General features: G+C 60.5%; 23 protein-coding genes and 1 tRNA gene. 14 read left to right on the top strand and 10 right to left on the bottom strand.

The features are described from left to right. Nucleotides 1–83: 83 nt before the first annotated feature. Nucleotides 84–440 carry a cell cycle two-component system response regulator CpdR gene (gene cpdR / locus ABAC402_RS27035; protein WP_023448830.1) on the top strand — a complete coding sequence of 119 codons (357 nt, stop codon included), beginning with the start codon at nucleotides 84–86 and terminating at the stop codon, nucleotides 438–440. Nucleotides 441–730: 290 nt separating this feature from the next. Here the strand turns inward: cpdR and ABAC402_RS27030 are convergent. From ABAC402_RS27030 to ABAC402_RS27000, 7 genes are all read right to left on the bottom strand, one after another. Beyond that, nucleotides 731–805: transfer RNA gene (locus tag ABAC402_RS27030), tRNA-Val, on the bottom strand. Between the two features lie 79 nt (nucleotides 806–884). Beyond that, complete coding sequence (locus ABAC402_RS27025) at nucleotides 885–1,760, bottom strand: tetratricopeptide repeat protein (protein ID WP_162148509.1); 876 nt, start codon at nucleotides 1,758–1,760, stop codon at nucleotides 885–887. 170 nt (nucleotides 1,761–1,930) lie between these two features. Continuing rightward, nucleotides 1,931–2,710, bottom strand: coding sequence for a tetratricopeptide repeat protein (locus ABAC402_RS27020; RefSeq protein WP_023448828.1), 780 nt, complete (start codon nucleotides 2,708–2,710; stop codon nucleotides 1,931–1,933). 153 nt (nucleotides 2,711–2,863) lie between these two features. Further along, a complete protein-coding gene (locus ABAC402_RS27015) occupies nucleotides 2,864–4,054 on the bottom strand; it encodes a patatin-like phospholipase family protein (protein ID WP_031235336.1) in 1,191 nt (396 codons plus the stop codon). 80 nt (nucleotides 4,055–4,134) lie between these two features. Continuing rightward, entirely contained in the window at nucleotides 4,135–5,025 is an 891-nt protein-coding gene (locus ABAC402_RS27010; protein ID WP_023448826.1) for an SIMPL domain-containing protein, read from the bottom strand. Nucleotides 5,026–5,027: 2 nt separating this feature from the next. Beyond that, the gene (locus ABAC402_RS27005) at nucleotides 5,028–5,936 is read right to left on the bottom strand and encodes an SIMPL domain-containing protein (protein WP_023448825.1); all 909 of its coding nucleotides are present in this window, start codon (nucleotides 5,934–5,936) and stop codon (nucleotides 5,028–5,030) included. A 52-nt stretch (nucleotides 5,937–5,988) separates the two neighbouring features. Beyond that, nucleotides 5,989–6,276, bottom strand: a complete 288-nt coding sequence (locus tag ABAC402_RS27000) for a hypothetical protein (protein ID WP_155847338.1) — start codon at nucleotides 6,274–6,276, stop codon at nucleotides 5,989–5,991. Nucleotides 6,277–6,422: 146 nt separating this feature from the next. On the opposite strand from ABAC402_RS27000, the gene ABAC402_RS26995 reads away from it, so the two are divergent. Continuing rightward, nucleotides 6,423–7,256, top strand: a complete 834-nt coding sequence (locus ABAC402_RS26995; RefSeq protein WP_162148508.1) for a tetratricopeptide repeat protein — start codon at nucleotides 6,423–6,425, stop codon at nucleotides 7,254–7,256. 286 nt (nucleotides 7,257–7,542) lie between these two features. On the opposite strand, the gene ABAC402_RS26990 is transcribed toward ABAC402_RS26995, so the two are convergent. Beyond that, entirely contained in the window at nucleotides 7,543–8,349 is an 807-nt protein-coding gene (locus tag ABAC402_RS26990; RefSeq protein WP_023448822.1) for a DUF599 domain-containing protein, read from the bottom strand. 193 nt (nucleotides 8,350–8,542) lie between these two features. On the opposite strand from ABAC402_RS26990, the gene ppa reads away from it, so the two are divergent. From ppa to ABAC402_RS26975, 3 genes are all read left to right on the top strand, one after another. Further along, the gene (ppa, locus tag ABAC402_RS26985) at nucleotides 8,543–9,079 is read left to right on the top strand and encodes an inorganic diphosphatase (RefSeq protein WP_023448821.1); all 537 of its coding nucleotides are present in this window, start codon (nucleotides 8,543–8,545) and stop codon (nucleotides 9,077–9,079) included. A 114-nt stretch (nucleotides 9,080–9,193) separates the two neighbouring features. Beyond that, complete coding sequence (locus ABAC402_RS26980) at nucleotides 9,194–9,583, top strand: YidB family protein (protein WP_023448820.1); 390 nt, start codon at nucleotides 9,194–9,196, stop codon at nucleotides 9,581–9,583. Nucleotides 9,584–10,015: 432 nt separating this feature from the next. After that, the gene (locus ABAC402_RS26975; protein ID WP_235079919.1) at nucleotides 10,016–10,273 is read left to right on the top strand and encodes a hypothetical protein; all 258 of its coding nucleotides are present in this window, start codon (nucleotides 10,016–10,018) and stop codon (nucleotides 10,271–10,273) included. Nucleotides 10,274–10,330: 57 nt separating this feature from the next. Here ABAC402_RS26975 and ABAC402_RS26970 read toward each other — a convergent pair whose 3' ends face one another. Next, a complete protein-coding gene (locus tag ABAC402_RS26970) occupies nucleotides 10,331–10,513 on the bottom strand; it encodes a DUF1508 domain-containing protein (protein ID WP_006271970.1) in 183 nt (60 codons plus the stop codon). A gap of 68 nt (nucleotides 10,514–10,581) precedes the next feature. Further along, nucleotides 10,582–10,947 carry a DUF983 domain-containing protein gene (locus tag ABAC402_RS26965; RefSeq protein WP_023448818.1) on the bottom strand — a complete coding sequence of 122 codons (366 nt, stop codon included), beginning with the start codon at nucleotides 10,945–10,947 and terminating at the stop codon, nucleotides 10,582–10,584. Nucleotides 10,948–11,114: 167 nt separating this feature from the next. Here ABAC402_RS26965 and ABAC402_RS26960 point away from each other — a divergent pair, with 167 nt between their 5' ends. The 9 genes from ABAC402_RS26960 (at nucleotide 11,115) to metH (ending at nucleotide 21,458) form a co-directional block, all read left to right on the top strand. Further along, a complete protein-coding gene (locus tag ABAC402_RS26960; RefSeq protein WP_023448817.1) occupies nucleotides 11,115–12,080 on the top strand; it encodes a metalloregulator ArsR/SmtB family transcription factor in 966 nt (321 codons plus the stop codon). Further along, nucleotides 12,077–12,988 carry a methylenetetrahydrofolate reductase [NAD(P)H] gene (gene metF / locus ABAC402_RS26955; protein ID WP_023448816.1) on the top strand — a complete coding sequence of 304 codons (912 nt, stop codon included), beginning with the start codon at nucleotides 12,077–12,079 and terminating at the stop codon, nucleotides 12,986–12,988. The genes ABAC402_RS26960 and metF overlap by 4 nt, the downstream gene beginning before the upstream one ends. 13 nt (nucleotides 12,989–13,001) lie before the next feature. Next, nucleotides 13,002–13,877 (top strand): subclass B3 metallo-beta-lactamase, encoded by an 876-nt coding sequence (gene bla / locus ABAC402_RS26950; RefSeq protein ID WP_023448815.1) that lies wholly within the window; start codon nucleotides 13,002–13,004, stop codon nucleotides 13,875–13,877. A gap of 4 nt (nucleotides 13,878–13,881) precedes the next feature. After that, entirely contained in the window at nucleotides 13,882–14,949 is a 1,068-nt protein-coding gene (locus tag ABAC402_RS26945) for a homocysteine S-methyltransferase family protein (RefSeq protein WP_023448814.1), read from the top strand. An 88-nt stretch (nucleotides 14,950–15,037) separates the two neighbouring features. Next, nucleotides 15,038–16,603: an FAD-dependent oxidoreductase gene (locus ABAC402_RS26940; RefSeq protein ID WP_031235334.1), complete on the top strand. Its 1,566-nt coding sequence runs from the start codon at nucleotides 15,038–15,040 to the stop codon at nucleotides 16,601–16,603. 10 nt (nucleotides 16,604–16,613) lie between these two features. Continuing rightward, nucleotides 16,614–17,153, top strand: a complete 540-nt coding sequence (locus ABAC402_RS26935) for a RidA family protein (RefSeq protein WP_023448812.1) — start codon at nucleotides 16,614–16,616, stop codon at nucleotides 17,151–17,153. 220 nt (nucleotides 17,154–17,373) lie between these two features. Continuing rightward, the gene (locus tag ABAC402_RS26930) at nucleotides 17,374–18,363 is read left to right on the top strand and encodes a D-alanine--D-alanine ligase (RefSeq protein WP_031235333.1); all 990 of its coding nucleotides are present in this window, start codon (nucleotides 17,374–17,376) and stop codon (nucleotides 18,361–18,363) included. Then, complete coding sequence (locus ABAC402_RS26925) at nucleotides 18,363–18,758, top strand: DUF4259 domain-containing protein (protein ID WP_023448810.1); 396 nt, start codon at nucleotides 18,363–18,365, stop codon at nucleotides 18,756–18,758. The genes ABAC402_RS26930 and ABAC402_RS26925 overlap by 1 nt, the downstream gene beginning before the upstream one ends. A 6-nt stretch (nucleotides 18,759–18,764) precedes the next feature. Continuing rightward, nucleotides 18,765–21,458: a methionine synthase gene (gene metH / locus ABAC402_RS26920; protein ID WP_023448809.1), complete on the top strand. Its 2,694-nt coding sequence runs from the start codon at nucleotides 18,765–18,767 to the stop codon at nucleotides 21,456–21,458. Nucleotides 21,459–21,660 lie beyond the last annotated feature (202 nt).

Here is a 21,660-nt window from a genome sequence, read left to right as displayed (position 1 = left end):
AATTCTGTTCCGTGCCGGTGTAGCCTTCGGCCAAGGGTCAGGTTTCAGGTTCAGTTCAGGTACTGGGGACGCATAGAGGTCACATGAAAAAGATACTGCTCGCCGAAGACGAAGATTCCGTCCGCAGCTTTCTGTCACGTGCTTTGCAAAGGGCGGGCTACGATGTAACGGCCTGTGCCGATGGCGATAGCGCCATCGAAGCCCTGGACCATGGACCCTATGACCTGCTGCTGACCGACATCGTCATGCCGGGCGCTGACGGCATCGAGGTCGCCAAGAGGGCGGCTCTCGTCCAGCCCGACCTCAAGATCATGTTCATCACCGGCTTCGCCGCTGTGGCGCTGAACGCTCAAAAGGCATCGCCCAATGCCAAGGTGTTGGAAAAGCCGGTTCATCTGCGCGAAATCGTGACCGAGGTCGAGCGCCTTATTGCCGCTTGAACCTGTCAGAACACAACGGCGCGCAGATGCTTTTTCCGGTACGCTACCGCTTCGCTGCTTGAGCGCTGTCTGCGCGAAATCGTGACCGAGGTCGAGCGCCTCATCGCGGCTTGAACCTGTCAGAACACGACGGCACGCAGATGCTTTTTCCGGTACGCTACCGCTTCGCTGCTTGAGCGCTGTCTGCGCGAAATCGTGACCGAGGGCGAGCGCCTGATCGCCGCTTAATCCCGCAAACCGAAAACAAAAAGCGCCGGATCCCTAAGGTCCGGCGCTTTTTTGTTCGGAAATGGTGGGCGCTACAGGGATTGAACCTGTGACCCCTACCATGTCAAGGTAGTGCTCTCCCGCTGAGCTAAGCGCCCATTTCCGATGGAGGAGCGGTGTATAGCCACGGCTATACGGCTTGGCAAGCGCCGCCAGACGTTTTTTCACCGAAAATCATCACACTGCCGGCGGCAACAGGCTTTCGGCCAGTTTCGAAGCCTCGACATATTGCGCTTCGCTCAGGTCCTGGCTGACATCCATCTGGTTGAGTAAGGTCTCGGCGTTGCGGTCGCCGCCGTAGGCTGCCAGCAGCGCCCAGGCATAGGCGCGGACCTTGTCAACAGGCACGCCTGACCCGGCATAGTAGGCGCCAGCCATCCGGTCCTGGGCCAGGGCAAAGCCCTGCTTCGCCGCCAGTTCGACCAGGGTCAGGCCCCGCGCCGTGTCGACTGTCACCCCCTTGCCGTCCAGATACAGAATGCCGAGATTGTACTGTGCCGGGGCATAGCCTTGATCTGCTGACCTGGCATACCACGCCAAAGCCTGTGCGTAGTCCTGCGCCGCGCCTTCGCCATTCTCGTACATGCTGCCCGCATTGAACTGGGCAATGTCGTTACCACGATCCGCCGCCTTCAGGTACCAGGCGAAGGCCGTGGGGATGTCGCGCGGAACACCCAGGCCGTAGTCATAGGCGACGCCGAGATTATACAGGGCATCGGCATAGTTCTGGTCTGCGGCCATACGCGTCCAGTACAGCGCCTTATCGTAGTCGAGCGCGACGCCCAACCCCTTGCAATAGAGCACGCCCAGTTCCGTCTGGGCGACGACATTGCCTTGCAAGGCGGCTTTTTCGTACCAGAGCAGGGCCATGCCATAGTTCTGGTCGACGCCGTTGCCTGAAAAGTAATCATCGGCCAGGCGAAGTTGCGCCTCGGCGTCACCGGCTTGGGCCTTTGCCGTCAGAACGCCGATGTCCAAAGTTTCGGCGGCACGCACGGTGTCGTCACGGCCGGTCACCGGCTGCGCCGCAGTCGCGCCTGCCGCTAAACTCACGGCCAAAACTATACTCGCCAGCACCCGCTGCATCACCCTGCTCCCGAAGCTCAGACGAGGATATGACGATGGCGGTCAATTTCTGCCAGTGGCTGTAGGGTTGTACGGGTAGTTTCTTTCGCAATCGCAACAGGAATGCCACAGTAGCGAATACAGGCTGCGACGTCCCTTCAGGACGCCGGGTTAACCAAACCGCTGGCCATACTGATCGCGACAGTCTTCTGGCTGTCGTTCACGCCCGCGCCAAGACGATCGAGATAGGCGGCCGCGCCCTCCTGACCGGCTTGCGCCGCCACCAGCGCCCAGGCATAGGCCTTGACCGCGTCACGCGATCCGCCACGGCCATTCTCATAGCATTTGGCGACTTCCATCTGGGCGTCGCCGTCGCCCTGTCTGGCCGCCGTAAGGAACCAGTGGCACGCCGTCAGCGGATCAGGCGACACCCCAGCGCCGTTGAGATAGGCCAGGCCGATATTGTATTGCGCCGGCGCATAGTTCTGGTTGGCCGCCTTATACAGCCAGTAGGCCGCCGTGGCGTCATCCTGAGGCTGCCCCTGCCCCTGTGAATACATCATGCCAAGATTGTACTGTGCCTCGACGACGCCCTGTTCTGCCGCAGCATTGTACCAGTTGGCGGCCAGGACGTAGCTCTGCTGCACCCCCTGGCCCTCGTCGTACATGACGGCGACATTGTACTGAGCCTCAGCAAGTCCCTGCATGGCGGCGCGCTGGAACCAGTCGAAGGCCTTGTGCGGATCGGCGGGCACGCCGTCGCCGGAATCGTACATGACCCCGAGACGGTACTGAGCCAGCGCGTCGCCGCTCTTGGCGGCCTGCTGAGCCTGGGCGAAGCTGAGATCGGGCGCCGGAGCCGAGGTTTGGGCCAGCGCCGGCACGCCACATAGCAGGGCCAGTCCCCCGATCAGTGCGGCAACTCTATGGCGCTTCATCCTGACGGCGTTCCTTTGAATGCGGGCGATTCTCGGCTTCAGTTTACGGTAAGGACGGCGTTACGTACTAACATCGCCGTTGCAGCCGATTCCGATAATCTTCCGAACACTTTACCCCCTCTTTCTGGCAAATCCTAGGCCAAGCTCTTGTCCTCAGGGACGTGACGGATCGGGACGGATATAGTCATAGACGGCCAGACCGGAGTCGGGATCAGCAAAACCCCGCCACGCCTTGGCTTGCATGGCTTCACGCGCATCGGCCATGCCATCGCGCCAGTGCTCGCGCACCGACTCGCGCCAGAAGTCGAAATCCTTCGATTGGATCTCATGGCGGTTGGAGCGGTTGATTATGTGTACCAGACTGACACGGCCGTTGGCGCCCTCAGTCAGCGAAACGTTGGTGTCACTAAAGAAATCGGCCGGCAATTTATGCTCGCACAGGCGCTTGCGATCGGCGTCCGACACATGCTCAGCCAGGGCGCGAATGGCATGGCGCAGGCGGTACTTTTCCAGGAAAGCGTCGGTATTCATCCGTGTGCGTGACGAATAGGTGATGTCCTTCACCCGCTCCTGGACCTCATCCATGGTTTGCGGTAAGGGGCCAACGGCGCTGAACAGGTCGATCTGAAACACCAGGGTAGCCTTCGCTACGCCGGAATCCAGGACATAGGACAAGGGCGTGTTCGATACCAGACCACCGTCCCAGTAGGCTTCGCCGTCGATCTCGACCGCCGGGAATCCCGGGGGCAGGGCGGCCGAGGCCATGATGTGCTCAGGTTTGATCTTGTGACCAGGGTCGCGGTTGTCAAAGTAAGCGAAATTGCCGGTGCGGACATTCACCGCCCCCAGGCTGAGCCGCAACCTGCCTGCATTGATGCGGTCGAAATCAACGTGACGCAGCAGGGTCTCACGCAATGGCCTTGTGTCGTAGAAACTGGTCGCTTCAGGCGTGCCGGGCCGGTTGAACCAGGGCAGCATGAACCAGGGCCGGAACATGGCCTTGACCCCGGCGGCAAGGCTCAGAAATCCGCTGAATTGGCGCAAGGACTGACTGGACAGGTCGCCCGCCAAACGTCCACCTGGTATGTCCGTGCTCATCTCGTTCCAGAATTCGCGCAGATGGCCGATGCGGTCTTGCGGCGCGTTGCCGGCGATGATGGCGGCATTGATGGCGCCGATGGATATACCGGCGATCCAGTCCGGCTCAACGCCATGGCTGTGCAGGACCTCATAGGCCCCGCCCTGATAGGAGCCGAGCGCACCACCGCCCTGCAGGACCAGAACCGTCTGATCGTAGGGCAGGGTCAGTTTCGGCATGGCAACGTCATCCTGCTCCAACGACATGGGATCACCTGACAAGAAAAGCCCGGCGCAGGACATGCGCCGGGCTTCATATTGCATCGCACTATGGCGGGATCAAGCCGTCAGTTGAGGGCGTAGACGACGCAGGCCGTGGCTACCTTGGCGATCATCGGCGGCGTCTGAAGGAACGGATTTTTCAGGGCCGTGGCTTCGATTTGTTCGGCCGAGAAACGATGGATCTGGACGCCGGGCGCCCTTTGCATCGCGACGCCGAAACTGGCGTCCGGAAACGACCCACTGTCTTCGGAGGCGATGGCGTAGTCCCTATACCCTCCTTCGTAATTTTCCGTTGGTACCGGCGCGAGGATATTGGCCCGGCACGCCCGGCCTGTGGGATCGACGGTCAGGATCTTGCCCAGCGTTGCGCCGGAGGCGGCAGCCGCGCCCTGGGCACGGACGCGGGCATCCTTGATCGATTCCCTATCCAGCGAGGCGATCATCGCGTTGTCGGGCTGAAGTGAAAAGCTGACCTCACTGGCCGAGGTCGGCGTCGCCGCCACGACCCGGCCGTAGGCGGCCTGAAGCTGGCTGACATCGCGGATCTCGACGCCGATGGTCACCGACACTTCGTAGCCGGTGATCTTGTCGCCGCGGACATTGTCGATGCGGTTGCCGTCCTTGTCGCGGTACTGTTCGTACAGGGAGCGCATGGTAAAGTCGGTGCTGACCACGACCTTGTCTTTACCCAGGCCGAGCAGGGATTTCTGCAGGCCGCGCGTGCGCTCGATGGCCTGGGCCTGGGCGGCCTCGACGGTCTTGGCATGGCTCAGGAAGGTGGCCGAAAAGGCGGCGCGATTGGCCGGAACCTCGGTATAGGCGAAGCCGGTCTGGGTGATGACGCGGTCCTTCATCCACCACGGAGCACGGTCGTAGCTGGCCGGTGGCGCGGTCTGGGCGGCGGCCGATGTGGCCGCCAGCGCCAGCGCCGCTATCAGGCTGAGAAGCGGCTTCATGGTTAGTTCACCGCGTAGACGACACAGGCGCGGGCATCGATCCGGCGCAGCGGCGGAGTCTGGATGAAGGGATTTTTAAGGGCCTGGGCCTCAAGGTAGTCCGCCGTTCCCGGTGCCGGCGCCATCGCCGGGGCTGGCGGCGGAGGTGGCGGCGCCACCGCTTCGGCTAAGTAGCCACGCGCCATCACCTCGGTCGCTTCGGTGTCATCGCTGCTGCCGTCGCCACCGCGGGCCAGGATGTCGGTTTCGCACGCCCGGCCAGTCGGGTCGATCACCCGCACCTTGCCCAGGGTCCCGCCGGCGGCGGTAACGGCGTCGCCGGCCCGCTTGCGCGCGTCCTTGACGGCTTCGTTATACATCCAGGTGTTCAGCTCGTTGGTCGGCTGGAGGCTGAAATAAATGGTATTGGTCGAGGTCGGCGATGCCGCGAGCACCAGGGCATAGGCCTTTTCCAGCAGGGCGATGTCGCGCACCTCGACCGAGATCTGGACCGAGACCTCATAGCCGTTGATCTTGTCGGCGCGCTGGTTCTCGATGCGATTGCCATCCTTGTCGCGGTACTGTTCGTACAGGGTTCGCATGGCGAAGCTGGTCGTAACCCGCACGTCATCCTTGCCCAGACGGGCCAGAACTTCTTGCAGGGCGCGGGTTTTATCGACCGACCTGGCCTGGGCCTTTTCGACCGTGTCATCGACGCTTAGGAAGTTGGCCGAGAAGGTGGCGCGGTTGGCCGGCACCTCGGCAAAGACAAAGCCGGTCTGCGTGATGACGCTTTCCTTCATCCACCACGGCGACTTGTCGTAGGTATAGGCTGCATTCGGCTGCGCGGTCTGCGCCATGGCGCCAGATGCGGCGAAAAGCCCCGTTGCGGAGAAAAGGCCTGCCGCGGCCAGGATCAAAAGCTTGTTCATAAAGTCCTCCCATCAATTCGTTCGTAGGTACCGGTACGGTGCCACTGGCCTTTCAGCCGGCGGTAACTGGTTTCGCCACCACAGACACACCGGGCCAGCCTGTCCGCCAGGTCGGGCTGTCGCTACAGGTGGCGGTGGTCACCGGCATCACATAGCCGGAACTGTCTTTGGTCTTGGGCATCCGTATACAATTGGTGTGGAATGTAGCCGGTCGCGTGCCCTTGCTGAAGGACATATCGGCCTCGGCCAGGGTTTTCAAGCTCTGGGGCAAAGCCGCCAGCGCCTGGTCGATCACCGCCGACCCCGCCGTCACCATCGCCAGTTTTGCCGGTAACCCCATTTCCCCTCCGTTATCCTGACGCTAGACCCGCTTTGCGGCGCGATTTAGGCCTTTTTTACCAGGTTTGGGGAAGTTCCGTCGCGAAACTTTTCATCGCTCAGCCTAACCGGTAGGACATGCAAGATCCGGCGGCTGTCTTTTCCGATATGAAACCGATCTACCTGTTGGTCGGCCTCGTGGTCATAACCACAGCCGTCGTGTGGTTCATGGCCCGCGACCTGATCGGCCACCAGCTCGACTGGTCGCGCCCTCTGACTCCGTTTCAGTACAAGCGCCGTCTGGCCCGTCGCGGTGACGCCAGGGCCTGTGTCGCCTGCGCCGACATGCTGGAAAAAGGCACTGGCGGCGCGCCGTACAATCGGGAAGTGGCGCTGTCGTTTCTCGACGCGGCACTGTACATCTATCGACGCGATGCCACGCGCGGCGACGGTTATGCCTGGCTGAAGATCGCCGAAATCCACAGCCGCGGCCACCATCCCCTCAACATACCGCAAACGGCCGATCGCGCCTATCACAACGCCTTCCGTTACAATCTCGCCGCAGCCAGTGCCGGGGACCTCAACGGCCTGGCCTTTGCCGGTTATCAGCTGCGGTTCGGCCTGGGCTGTATCACCGATCTGCACACGGCGATGGACTATCTCGAAGCCGCCGCCAATCGCGGCCACGCTCCGTCGATCAAGTTCCTGGCCGAACTGTACCTGTCGGGTATCCGCGGCAAGCCCGATCCGGTCACGGCCGCCCGGCTGTTCCGGGCCGCCGCCACTGCCGGCGATCCCGAGGCCCTGGAGCGGGTCGGCGACAATTTTCTCAGCGCCACCGGTGAACTGGCGTCACGCGAGCAGGCCTATTTCTGGTACGCCAGCGCCGCCCGAAGGGGACGTGGTGCGGCCCAACGCAAGATGGAGCGGTTGGAGGAAACCTGGACCCCCAAGCAACTGCGCGATGTGCAGGAAAGATTGCAATCCTGGGCACCGGCATAGGGTTGATATAGGGCACAGCGTCCCGTGCTGGCTGAAAAACTCTGAAACCAATTGAAATCGATTACAATTTTGACGCCGGGATCACGAAAAAAAAGGCCGCGCTTAACAGCGCGGCCAAGTTTACAGGGAGGAAACGCCCAGGAAGGGCATCGATGCCGGAGCACCGAACACCTGCAAAATAGGTTGCGGTGCAAAATAAAGCAAGTCGAAAATAGAATTCGCATGATCACGTATCGTTACAATCGCGGAAAAGATCAGGGCTTTTCTATGACGTGCTTCCGAACACTCACGCTTGCGTATTGTGCGGCGCGGCATTTTTATCCAAATTTTGCGCAGGCGCAGCATTGAACTCGCGTGGCATGGTCGGATAGGGATGCGCCTCCAGCAGTTCGCGAAGGCGCCGGATTCCGCGCGCCGACTGTGATCGCGACTGGCGCCAACCCAGCAAGATGATTGCGCCCAGGCCCGACAGCAACAGGGGTATCGGCCCGAAAAGCCAGGCGGCCGAGGCCAGGGCGAAGTAGTAACCGCGCACCCCCTGAGAAAAGCTCGACATGGCCGGTTCGACGATATTGCTGAGCGCGGCGGCAAACTCGCGCGCGGTACCTTCGTCCATGTTTTCGGGCAGGGAGCCGAAGGCGGCCGCGGTGTAGTTCATCTGACGTGTTGCCCAGATAAAATCGAGCAGGCCGCGGACCAGGCAGGTGACGATCAAGCCCAGTTTCATCTGGAACAGCAGCATGGTCGAGACATCAAAGCCGAAGTTCTTCACGGTGGTCAGCGGAATCTGGCCGCTGAACAGGACACCACCGACGGCGGCAATCAGCAGAAGGTTGGCCGACGAGAAGTTGGCGGCAGAATTCACGGCGTGGGCCATCAGGTTGGAGTCGAACAACTTGATCTCACGCAGGGTCGCTTCGCGCATCCAGGCGGCGCGAACGATGCTCAGGTCCTTGATGATAAAGCCCGACTTTTTGGAAATCTTCTGCAGGAAGGGTTCATAGCCCAGCCAGAAAAAGAAGAAGACAATCAGGGCGAAGGTGTCCAGCGGATTTTCGCTGATGGCGTGCAGCAGGGCGGTCAGGACGGACATGGTGCTCTCGTTAACATTGGAAATTCATGCATAGGGTGAGTCGCCTGTCCCCCTGTAACGGACTGTTACGCAAAATGTGACGAAGGTTCCGGTTTGGCTGGTTTCTTCGCTTGTGCGAAAGGTTTCAACCTCTTATGAAAGCGCAACTTTTCGCTTTCCTCCCCACTACTTTGCTTCCTCACATGTGAGTAAAATGAATATCGACAAAATTTCCGTGGGCCCGAATGCGCCCTGGGACGTCCACGCCGTTATCGAGATTCCGCAAGGCGGTATGCCGGTGAAGTACGAAATGGACAAGGACTCCGGCGCTCTGTTCGTCGATCGTTTCCTTTATACCTCGATGTACTATCCCGGCAATTACGGCTTTATTCCTCACACGCTCGCCGATGACGGCGATCCGTGCGATATCCTGGTCGTCGGTCCAACGCCAGTCTATCCGGGCGTAGTCATCCGTTCGCGACCGATAGGCGCCCTTGTCATGGAAGATGAAGCCGGCCGCGACGAGAAGATCCTGGCGGTGCCGGTCGACAAGCTGCACCCCTACTATACTAATGTTGCCAGCTATCGCCAGATGCCGACGATCCTGATTGAAACCATCACGCACTTTTTTGCCCACTACAAAGACCTGGAAAAGAACAAATCAACCAAGGTCATTGGCTGGGTCGAACCCGATGCCGCGGCGCAGCTGATCCGCGATGGCCAGGAAAGACTGGCCCAGAAGATCGGCTGACAACGCAATCAATTTATCTTGATGCAAGCCCGGCCCGAGCGGCCGGGCTTTTGGTTGTTTTGGCGCCGGTTCTGGTCTTTAACTGCGCACAGTGGACAGCAATGGGATAGGGCTATGGGACTTTTCGACGACGCAATGGGCGCGCTTCAGGGCGGTAATGCCGGCGATCTGCTGAATCAGGCAGCGGGTGCCCTCGGCAATGGCGGCCTCCAGGATATGGTGGCGAAGTTCCAGCAAAGCGGTGCCGGAGATCTTGTCCAGTCGTGGATCAGCACCGGTGCGAACCTCCCGGTATCGGCAGACCAGCTCCAGGCGGTACTGGGGTCGGACGCTGTGCAGGACCTGGCGGGCCGGTTCGGCATTGATGCCGCGCAACTGCCGGCCCTGTTGCCGGAAGTGATCAACCGTTTAACGCCGAATGGGCAATTGCCCGACAATCTGGGCGATGTGCTGGGTGGCAAGGACGGATTGGGCGGGCTGATTGGCGGCTTGTTCAGAACATGACAGGCTTTTGCAAACCGGGTCGGCTGTAAGCGTTTACATTTTGCGATCGTCACGCGAGCGTACGGTTTTCGCCGTAATTTCGCCATTATTGACCTAACAAAGGTTCGATTGACTGTATAAATTCTCCATAAAGCTGATATTTTTTCCGCTTTGATAGCGGTGTCATGAGAATAAATTCAGAAAATTCGAAATTTCTAATAGAATTTGGCGGCGCCGACGCGCTTAATGCTGAAATTACAAATAGATGACAATTTTTTGCAAAAAACCGGTAACCGGGTATCGACCCCGTTTCGTCACAATCGTAGCTATAATACCAGACACATAAGACCCAGCGTAGCGTTCTGTTCTTGGCCGGCGTGTGTTTTTGCCGATTGTGCCGGGACGTTTTCGAGTATCGAGTTCGTTTTTCAACCCATGCGCAAAAAGAGAATGATGGCTAATTCCTCCCCGAATGTGGCCTCGCGTCTGTATGCATTGGCGGTCGCACGCGACACGGCCAATCTTGTTGACGGCGATGCCGCCCTGGCGCTGGCCCGCGCTTCGACCCGGACCCTGATGGCCCTGTCGCCCCAGGCGGCGCTGCTCATGCGCAGCTTCGCTCAGGAAGAAATCGATCGGCTTTCGATGGACTGCACCGAAGAGTCGCAAGGCACTATCGCGCTTATCCAGGACGCAATCAACATGGCCTGAGACTTGTCCAGGCAGACAAGATGAAAAGGCGCTCCGAAGGAGCGCCTTTTCAATAGCTCAGTCAACCGTCTTGTCTTCGGTCTCGGCCGGGGGGCCGTTCTTCTTGATCGACTCGATGGCGTTCTTGGCGGACGCCTTGGACGCATAGCCTTCGGTCCAGAAGATAGTTTCGCTGTTGTAAACGAAATAGGCGACGAACTCGCCAGCCTTGTTTTTACGGATTTCAAACTTGTGGGCCATGGCACGATTCCTTGAACTGCGTGAAACGGATGTCTGATTTCGCCCTGTTGGCGAACCAAGTCAAGCCATTACCGCGCGTGTTTCAGGCCCAGATACCAGAGCAGGCCCAGGAAGACGCCTTTGACGATCGGAAGCAGCGCCAGGGTCAGGACACCCATGGATATGACGCCGGCAATGGCCAGTTCGGATGGCGAGTACAGGTCGATGATCCCGAGCATGAAGGCGGGCGCGATGACGAGGTGACCGACCATCAGCATGGTCAAATAGGCTGGACCGTCATCGGTCGGATAGAGGCTCAAGGGGGTATCGCAACGGGGGCAGGTGTCAACCACCTTGAGATAGCCACGAAAAGCACAAGCTTCGCCGCAGCTTGGACATTTGCGGCTCAGGCCGCGCAACAGGGCGGTGCCCAGTTTGATGCCGTTCCTTGCCATACCTCAATCCGTTCTTTTTTATCCCCGAATGATCATACGCGCGAGGACGCCTGACTTCCATGTGTTATGCTGACGCAGGTGGCCCGTCGATACATCGCCTGGCCAAACATCGCTGTTCTTGATAAAAGCGCTTGCAAAATCATATAAAGATATCTTTATATGATTATATGAGCAGCGCATACCCTCTTCTGGCTGATTTTGACGGCTTGCTCGACGCACTTAAGGCGGCGGGTGAGGCGACTCGTCTGCGCCTGTTGCGGTTGCTGGCGCGCGAAGAGCTGTCCGTGATGGAGTTGGTCTCCATCCTGGGCCAGAGCCAGCCGCGCATTTCGCGTCACCTTAAGCTGATGACAGAAGCCGGACTTATCGAACGTTTCCCCGACGGCGCCTGGGTGTTTTATCGCTTGTCGTCTGCGCCGGCGGTGCAGCCGCTGGTCGAGACCATACTGCGCCTGATGGGGGACGCCCATGCCGGCGACCTGCGCCAACTGGAAGCCGTACGAGGTGCGCGTCGGGCGTCAGCTGAAAGCTACTTTGAGACGATTGCGCCACAATGGGACGAGATACGCAGCCACTATATCGCCGAGTCCGATGTCGAGGCCGTCGTCGTCGAGCTGGCGCGTCAACAACCCTACCAACATCTGGTCGATCTGGGGACGGGTTCAGGCCGCATGCTGACCTTGCTGGCCGCACAGGCCAGGACCGCCATCGGGGTCGACCTGTCGCAGCATATGCTGAACCTGGCCCGGGCGCGCACCCACGAGGCCGGGCTTGAATCGGTCGAGTTCCGCCACGGCGATATCGGCGACACGCGCCTGCCGGCGGCCTGTGCCGACCTGATCGTCGTCCACCAGGTGCTGCACTTCCTTGGTGATCCGCGCCAGGCGGTAGCCGAGGCGGCAAGGCTGTTGAAACCGGGTGGTCGGTTGCTGATCGTCGACTTCGCCCACCATGAGCTCGAAATCATGCGCGAAAAATACAACCACCGTCGTCTCGGGATCGCCGAAAGTGACATGAATGCCTGGTTAAAGAGCGCCGCCCTGATCGCCGGTTCGATTTCCCATATGAAGCCTGAAAAGCCCGGCGGTTTGACCGTCACCATCTGGACCTGTCTGAAGATAGCAACGCCATGAGCCCCGCCCTGAACCCCAAACTGTCTCCCATTGCCCGCTCGCTCAGCCAGACTAGCGGCCATATGCGTGTGTCGTTCGAATTCTTTCCGCCCAAGAACGAGGAGATGGAATCGACCCTGTGGACCTCGATCGCGCGCCTGGCACCGCTCGACCCTGACTTCGTCTCGGTGACCTACGGCGCCGGCGGTTCGACACGTGAGCGCACACACCGCACTGTCAAGCGCATACTCGACGAAACGCGTCTGAAGCCGGCCGCTCACCTGACCTGTGTCGAGGCTTCACGCGATGAGGTTGATGAAGTTATCCACGCGTACTGGGACGCCGGGGTCCGCCATATCGTGGCTCTGCGCGGCGACCCCCCGTCCGGTTGGGGCGACTATGCGCCGCGAGCTGACGGCTACCAGAACGCCACTGAGTTGACCGCCGCAATTCGCCGCATAGGAGATTTTGAGGTCAGTATCGGCGTCTATCCTGAAAAGCACCCGCAATCGCCCAGCCGGGACTTCGATCTCGACGTTCTGCGCGCCAAGGTCGATGCCGGCGCAACGCGCGGCATCAGCCAGTTCTTCTTTGAGCCGGAGACCTATCTGCGTTATCGCGATGCGGTATTCGACGCCGGTATTGACATCGTTCTGACTCCGGGAATCATGCCGGTGACCAACTTCAAGGGCCTGCGCCGCATGGCAGCAGCGTGCGAGGCGCAGGTCCCGCAATGGCTGGAATCGCTGTTCGACGGCCTCGATGACGACGCCGAAACGCGGAAGCTGCTGGCGTCGGCGGTAGCGGTTGAGCTATGCTTGGAGTTGGAACGCGAGGGTGTCGAAAACTTTCATTTTTACACGCTTAACCGTGCTGACCTTGTTTTTGCCATATGTCGCATCCTTGGATTAAAAGCTGCCACTCAATAAAGGCCGAGCCAAAATGAAATCCGCATTCTTCGCCCTTGCCGCCTTCGGTCTGAGCTTTTTGTCGCCCGCCGCCCAGGCTGACGAAGACCCCTCGTGGAGCGCCCCGCATGAGCCCTACCGTATTGTTGACAACATCTGGTATGTCGGCACGCAAGGCATCGGCGTCTATCTGATCACAACCAATCAGGGCCATATGCTGATTGACGGTGCCACGGAAGATGGCGCAGCCGTGGTCGAGGCCAATATCAAAACACTCGGTTTCGATCTGAAAGATATCAAATACATCGTCGAAACCCATGCCCATTATGACCATGTCGGCGGGCTGGCCCGGCTGAAAGCCAGTACCGGCGCCGAACTGGTCGCCAGCATTCCCGACCGGCCGGCCCTGGAGGCCGGCGCCCATGACGGCGACAATACCAATGGTCCGGCTACCTTCCCGGCGGTCAAGGTCGATCGCATCGTCGGCGAAGGTGGCACAATCACCCTGGCCGACTCGACCCTGATGGCCCGCCTGACGCCCGGACATACCAAGGGCGCCACGAGCTGGACCATGACGGTACTGGACAACGGCCAGCCGCGGCGCGTGATGTTTGTCAGTTCGATGACCGTGGCGGGCAATGTCCTGGTCGACAACAAGGCCTATCCCCATATCGTCCGTGATTATCGCATCGCCTTTGATCGCCTGGAAACCATTGACGTCGATATCTTGCTGACCAGTCATCCATCCGTGGCCAATATGGAAGCCAAATATCTGAAACAAAAGACGATCAAATACCCGGAAGACAAGGCCCAGCCCTTTGTCGATCCGACAGAATTCCCCCGGTTCGTTGCCCAGTCCAGGGCCGCTTTTGAAGCCGAACTGGCGCGTCAGGAGTCCGCAAGGAAGTAAGACCATGACCACGCGAGCCAACCGAATCGCCGCCTTGAAACAGGCGGCAAAAGAGCGCATCCTGATCCTCGATGGATCATGGGGGGTGATGATCCAGCGTCGCAGCCTGGACGAGGCTGACTTTCGCGGCGACCGCTTCGCTGGGCACAATGGTCAGCTGAAGGGCAATAACGATATCCTGTGCCTCACGCGGCCGGACATCATTGCCGACCTGCATGACCAGTATTTTGCCGCCGGCGCCGATATCTCAGAAACCAATACCTTCTCCGCCACCACCATCGCCCAGGACGATTACCGCCTGTCGCTTCGGGATTGCATAGATATCAACCGGGAAGGGGCGCGCATCGCCCGCCGAGTAGCCGATGAATGGACGGCGAAGGAACCGGATAAGCCGCGCTTTGTCGCCGGCTCGATCGGACCGCTGAACAAGATGCTCAGCATGTCCTCGGATGTTAACGACCCCGGTGCGCGCCTGGTCACCTTCGATGAAGTCTATCAGGCTTATCGCGAACAGGTCCAGGCGTTGTACGAAGGTGGGGTTGATCTCTATCTGATCGAAACCATCACCGACACGCTGAACTGCAAGGCGGCGATCAAGGCCATCCTCGATCTGGAAGACGAAGGCCAGGAGGCCCTGCCGATCTGGATTTCGGGCACCATCACCGACCGGTCGGGCCGGACTCTGAGTGGCCAGACGGCAGAAGCCTTCTGGAACAGCGTCAGGCATGCCAAGCCGTTTGCCATTGGCTTCAACTGCGCCCTGGGTGCCGACCTGATGCGCCCCTACATCGCTGAACTGGCGCGGGTCGCCGATTGCCTGGTCGCGGCCTATCCCAATGCTGGCCTGCCCAACGCCATGGGCCAGTATGACGAGCAGCCGCACGAGACGGCGCACGAACTGCACGAATGGGCCAGGGATGGCATCGTCAACATCCTGGGTGGTTGCTGCGGCACCACGCCGGACCACATCCAGCATGTCGCCGATGAAGTTAAGGGCGTCACCCCGCGCCAGATACCGGAACGGCCCAAGGCGCTGCGCCTGGCCGGGCTGGAGCCGTTCGAATTGGCATGATCCTGCCGAAATTCGGCACAGGTTTGCAGTAGCCAGACTCGTGCACCTGCGATAGCGTGCCGTTTCGATTGCAACGACGGGGCTCGACATGACGACACGACGGCAAATATTGGCGCGTTTCACCGCTGTTGCAGGTTTTGCCGGCGGCTATGCGGCGCTCCACGCCCTGGGTCTGACAGGTAGCGAAGCCTGGGCCGGTATGCCCGACCTGAAGCCCGGTTCCGGAGCTGGCGTGAGAGTTGCCATTATCGGCGCCGGACCGGCCGGACTGGCCGCCGCCTACGAACTGGGCAAGGCTGGATATCACTGTACCCTCCTGGAAGCGCGCGACCGCGCTGGCGGGCGTAATTGGACGGTGCGCCGTGGCACTCAGATCGAATATCTCAACGGCTCCAAACAGATCTGCGCCTTCGACGAAGGCCAGTATTTCAATGCCGGACCGGCCCGTATTCCGGCCCACCACCAAGCGACTCTGGGCTATTGCCGCGAGTTCGGCGTCACCATGGAGACAGAGGTCAACTGGTCCGGCCGTGCCCGCATCCAGGCCGACCGGCTGAACGAAGGCAAGCCCATCGAGATGCGCCAGGCCATCTTCGACTATCGCGGTCACATGGCCGAACTGCTGGCCAAGGTTGGCAAGGCCGGAGCGCTGGATCAGACCTTCACCGGCGACGACAAGGACCGGCTCATGGAGGGTCTGTCGACCTGGGGCCATCTGAGCGAGCAACTGACCTATCAGGGTGCCGATCCGTCGGGCTACGAGGTCGAACCGGCCGCCGGGGCGCAGTCGCCCAAGCCGAAACCGCCCCTCCCGCTGAATGTGGTCGGCGATCCCTTCGTCCAGGCCGTCTCGACCTTCGCCGATGCTGCCGACTTCCAGGCGACCATGCAGCAGCCGGTGGGCGGTATGGACCGGATTCCAGATGCTTTCGAAGCCCGGCTCGGCAATGTCATCCGCAAGGGCTGCGAGGTTAAGCGCATTCGTAAAACCAGCAAAAAGGGCAAGGTGGGCGTCGACATCTTCTATTTTGACCGGGTCACCGGCCAGGCTGAAGTGCTGTCGGCGGACTACTGCATCTGCACGATGCCGCTGCCGGTCCTGGCTGGGATCGAGAGCGACTTCGCCAGGCCGGTCAAGGCAGCGATCGACAAAAACAAGGGCATCAATGTCGGCGGCTACAAGATCGCCTTCCAGTCGCCGCGCTTCTGGGAAAGTAACGACCATATCTACGGCGGTCTCAGCTTTACCGACCGTGACACCTTCGCCACCTGGTACCCGTCCGACCGCTTCCATTCGCCGGAAGGTGTTATCATTGCCGGCTATGCCTTTAACGGCCGTATGGGCGAACGCAGTCTCACGGAGCAGATCGCCTATGCCCGCGAAACCGTCGACCGGTTGCATCCCGGCATGGGCGGTGCGATGAAGACACCGGCCATCGTCAACTGGCACGAGATTCCCTATTCCCAGGGTCTGGCGGGCTTCTTGTCGGATACGGATCGCGCCGCCTACGACCTGCTGTCCCAACCCGATGGCGCGATCTATTTTGCCGGCGACCATTTGAGCTTTGTCAGTTCCTGGCAGCAAGGCGCCTTCTGTTCCGCCCACCGTGTTGTTAATATGATCGCTGAGCGCCAGCGCGCACTCACCGCTTGAGGAGATTGAGATGTCCCTGTTGAAATTTATTCCCGCCCTGGCCCTGGCGCCGCTCCTGTCGGGCTGCCTGATCTACAGCGGAGGCGAGGGCGAGACGAAAGTCACCCAGCTGAAAGACCTAGGGGTAGCGCCGGCCGTTGATGTCAAGCGCACCTACGCCGGGTCTTTCCCGATAGCCCAGTCGATCACCGTACCGCCGGGTTATTCGACAGTTTATCTCTCGGGCATGGTTCCGGGACCGGTGGCCGGCACGACCGACCAGTTCGGCAATACCGAGGTCCAGACCGAATCGGTGCTGAAACGAATAGATGCGGCGCTTCAGGCCGAAGGTTTGGGTTTTGGGGATATCGTCAATATGAAGGTCTATCTGGTTGGTGATCCGGCCATGGGCGGCAAGATGGACTTTGGCGGTATGATGAAGACCTACACAAAGTATTTCGGCACGGCCCAGCAACCGAACAAGCCGACCCGGACGACGGTCGAAGTCGCAGGGCTGGCCAATGCGGCTTTCCTGGTTGAGATCGAGGTTACAGCGGTGAAAGCGCCGTAGAAAACTCCCTCTCCCCGTTTACGGGGAGAGGGGCGGCGTGAGGGGCTCTTTCTGTTGCTTTCGCTGCACCTGATCGATCAGCAAGGCCCCTCACCCGATCGCGTTCACTTCGTTCCGCTCTCGTCCTCTCCCCGTAAACGGGGATAGGTAAGAACATCGGCAATTGAAGCCTTCGCGCGCTTGGCTTATGACGCCTCAAACCCTGCTTTCCGGCGCACCCATGAAAACCACAATCCTCTTCGGCGGCACCAGCCGCGAACGTCTTGTCTCCGTCGCTTCGGCCCAGGCCCTGGCGAATGCTCTGCCCGACGCCGACCTTTGGTTCTGGGATCATGACGGCACGGTCAATGTCACGTCACGCGCGGCACTGGACGCTCATGACCGTCCGTTCGAACTACCCTTCCGCGCCGACGGCATCCTGATCGGTGATATCGCCATTGCCCTGGACCTGGCGGTGCGGGAAGACCGCGTCCTGGTGCTGGGTCTGCACGGCGGCTCGGCCGAAAACGGCGAGTTCCAGGTCCTGGCCGAGGCGCGCGGCGTGCCCTTTACCGGCTCCGGATCGGCGGCGTCGCACCTGGCCTTCGACAAGACAGCGGCCAAACGCTTTGCCGGCCTCGCGGGGGTCCATTCCCCATCTTCGGTTTCTCTCGACGACCTTGATGAAGCGTTTTCGCACTACGGCAAGCTGATCGCCAAGCCGGCCCAGGACGGATCGTCGTTTGGTCTGATCTATGTCAACTCGTCCCAGGACCTGGCGGCGGTGCGGCGCGAAGCGAAGACGACCGCCTATGTCATCGAGCCCTTCATCGCCGGGCCCGAAGCCACCTGCGGCGTGCTGGAACAGTCGGACGGCTCGCTGATCGCCCTGCCACCGGTGGAGATCGTGCCGGCCGACGGCGCCTTTGATTACAAGAGCAAGTATCTCGCTGCCGCCACCCAGGAAATCTGTCCGGCGCGGTTCGAACCCGAGATCATGGCGCAACTCCAGGACCTGTCCATTAAGGCGCACCGGGCGATGTCGTGCCGCGGCTATTCGCGTTCTGACTTTATCATCTCGGACAAGGGGCCTATCTACCTTGAAACCAATACCTTGCCGGGCCTGACCAAGGCGTCGCTGTATCCGAAGTCGCTCAAGGCGCAAGGGATTGGGTTCGTTGACTTCCTGAACGGCCAGATCGGGCTGGCGGTAAAACGGGCAGGGCGCTGATGGGCGCCTGGTCTTCCGGTCCGTTCGACAATGACGACGCTGTCGACTTCCTGATGGCACTGGAAAACGTACCGTCGTGGGAGACGGTGCGCGCCATCTTCGACGCGGTCTTGTCCCATGGCGACTATGTTGAGCTTCCTGACGGGGCGCGCGCCTATGCTGCAGCCGCGCTGGTGACCGTCGCCACCGGCAACAGTGACATCTCGGCTCAGGACATCTATATGACCCTCGACGCCATGGGGCCGCCGCCGGAGGGCCTGGTCACCGTAGCAAAACGCGCCCTGCGCCAGATCACCCGTGGCGACTCCGAAATCCGCGAACTTTTCCTCGACAGCGGCAGTTACAACAACTGGCTGGACACTGTGGCGGCCGTCGATGCCGCGCTTAATCCGTAAAGATCCATGACCCCCACCTTTATCAATATCGGCGAACGCACCAATGTCACCGGCTCGGCCAAGTTCCGCAAGCTGATCGTCGAAGGCGACTATGCGGCCGCGCTCGACGTCGCGCGCCAGCAGGTCGAGGCCGGTGCCGCCCTCATCGACATCAATATGGACGAAGGCCTGCTCGATTCGGTCGCCGCCATGCGAACGTTTTTGAATCTGCTGGCGGCCGAGCCCGATATCGCCCGCGTCCCGGTGATGATCGACTCGTCGAAGTGGGAGGTCATCGAGGCTGGCCTGAAATGCGTCCAGGGCAAGGCCATCGTCAACTCGATTTCAATGAAGGAGGGCGAGGAGAAGTTCCGCGCCGATGCGACCAAGTGCCTGCGCTACGGCGCGGCCGTCGTGGTCATGGCCTTCGACGAGGTTGGCCAGGCCGATACCGCCGCGCGCAAGATCGAGATCTGCACTCGCGCGTACCGTATCCTGGTCGACGAGGTCGGCTTCCCGCCGGAAGACATCATCTTCGACCCGAATATCTTTGCCGTCGCCACCGGTATCGATGAGCACAACAACTACGCCGTCGACTTCATCGAAGCCACTCGGGTAATCAAACAGACCCTGCCGTACGCGCGCATCTCGGGCGGTGTATCGAACGTGTCGTTCTCGTTCCGCGGCAATGAACCGGTACGCCGGGCGATCCACAGCGTGTTTTTGTACTATGCTATCCAGGCCGGCATGGACATGGGTATCGTCAATGCCGGTGACCTGCCGGTTTATGATAACATCGATGCCGAACTGCGTCAGGCGGTCGAGGACGTCATCCTCAACCGGCCGCCACGGCACACTGCGCTCAAGCAGCGAAGCGGTAGCGCAACGGAATACATCAGCAATACCGAATACCTGGTCGAGATCGCGCCCAAGTACAAAGGCGAAAAGGGCCAGGTCCAGGTCGCCAACCTGGCCTGGCGCGAAGGTTCCGTAGAGGAGCGCCTGAAGCACGCCCTGGTCCACGGCATCACCGAGTTCATCGATGCCGATACCGAAGAGGCGCGCCAGCAGGCCGAGCGTCCGTTGCACGTCATCGAGGGGCCGTTGATGGCCGGGATGAATGTCGTCGGCGACCTGTTCGGCTCGGGCAAGATGTTCCTGCCGCAGGTGGTGAAGTCCGCCCGCGTCATGAAGCAATCCGTCGCCTACCTGATGCCCTATATGGAGGCGGAAAAAGAAGCGCACGTCGCGGCCGGCGGCACCTACCAGGCGGCCGGTAAGATTCTGATGGCCACCGTCAAGGGCGACGTCCACGACATCGGCAAGAACATCGTCGGCGTCGTGCTCCAATGTAACAATTACGAGGTGATCGACCTGGGTGTCATGGTGCCGGCTGACCGCATCCTGGCCGCAGCACGCGAGCACAAGGTTGACATGATCGGCTTGTCGGGCCTGATCACTCCCAGCCTTGATGAGATGGTCTTCGTTGCGCGCGAAATGCAGCGTACCGGCTTTGACATTCCGCTGCTGATCGGCGGAGCGACGACGTCCAAGACCCACACAGCGGTGAAGATCGAACCGGGCTATCATAACAACCAGGTCATCTACGTCCTGGACGCATCGCGCGCTGTCGGCGTGGTGTCGAACCTGCTGGGCGATGAACGCGACACCTTCATCGCCCAGACCAAGGCCGACTACGACAAGGTCCGCCTGGCCTATGGCAGCGGCAAGTCGCAGCCGCGCTCGTCCCTGGAAGAGGCGCGCGCCAATCGCTTCAAGATAGATTTCGCTGCCGAACCGCCGGTCAAGCCGGCCTTCCTCGGGGTGAAGACCTTTTCGCCCTACGACCTGGCTGACCTGCGCGACCATATCGACTGGACGCCCTTCTTTGCCACCTGGGAACTGGCCGGCAAGTTTCCCTACATTCTGGATGATGAGGTGGTCGGTCACGCCGCCCTGCCGCTGTACCAGGACGCCTTGCAGATGCTCGATCAGATCATCGCCGAAAAGTGGTTCGAAGCCCGCGGCGTCGTCGGCTTCTGGCCGGCCAATGCCGTCGGTGACGACGTCGAGCTCTATGCTGACGAGGACCGGACGGAGGTCCTGGCGACCTTCCATACCCTGCGTCAGCAAATGAAGAAGACCCGCGAAGACCAGAGCAATCTGGCGCTGGCGGACTTTGTCGCCCCGAAAGGCACGTCCGACTGGATCGGTGGCTTTGCCGTTACCGCCGGGCACGGCGAGATGGAGATCGCCCGCAAGTTCAAGGCTGCTGGCGACGACTATAACGCCATCCTGGCGACCGCCTTGGCCGACCGCTTGGCCGAGGCCTTTGCCGAAGCCCTTCATAAGAAGGTGCGGCGCGAGCTATGGGCCTATGCCGCCGACGAAGACCTCGATATCGACGGCCTGATTGCCGAGAAATACAAGGGAATCCGTCCGGCACCCGGCTATCCGGCCCAGCCCGATCACACCGAGAAGTGGACCCTGTTCGATCTGCTGGATGCACGGTCGCGCGCCGGGATGGAACTGACCGAGAGCCTGGCCATGACCCCACCGGCCTCGGTGTCGGGTATGTATTTCGCCCATCCGAAGGCGCACTATTTCGGTGTTGGTAAGATCGAAAAGGATCAGGTCGAGGACTATGCCCGCCGCAAGGGGTGGGCAGTCGACGAGGCGGAGCGGTGGTTATCTCCGATCCTCAACTACATCCCCACCTGAGCCGCTGTGAGCGGCTGCAAATACGCGTCCTGCTGCGCTCCGGTGCTCCGAAGCCAAGCGTTTTCGCCGGCTCACAGCGGCTCAGGACGCTTTATACCAAGCCTCATAAAGAATGAGGCTTGGTATTCGTTTTTTTCAGCTCAAGCGCCGCATGGCTCCTCGCAAAAGCTCGGGCGCGCAGTCGCGCTTGCCAACCCACGAT

Source organism: Asticcacaulis sp. AC402 (genome assembly GCF_000495835.1).
Lineage (GTDB): Bacteria > Pseudomonadota > Alphaproteobacteria > Caulobacterales > Caulobacteraceae > Asticcacaulis.
This window is presented reverse-complemented; position numbering and strand designations above follow the sequence as displayed.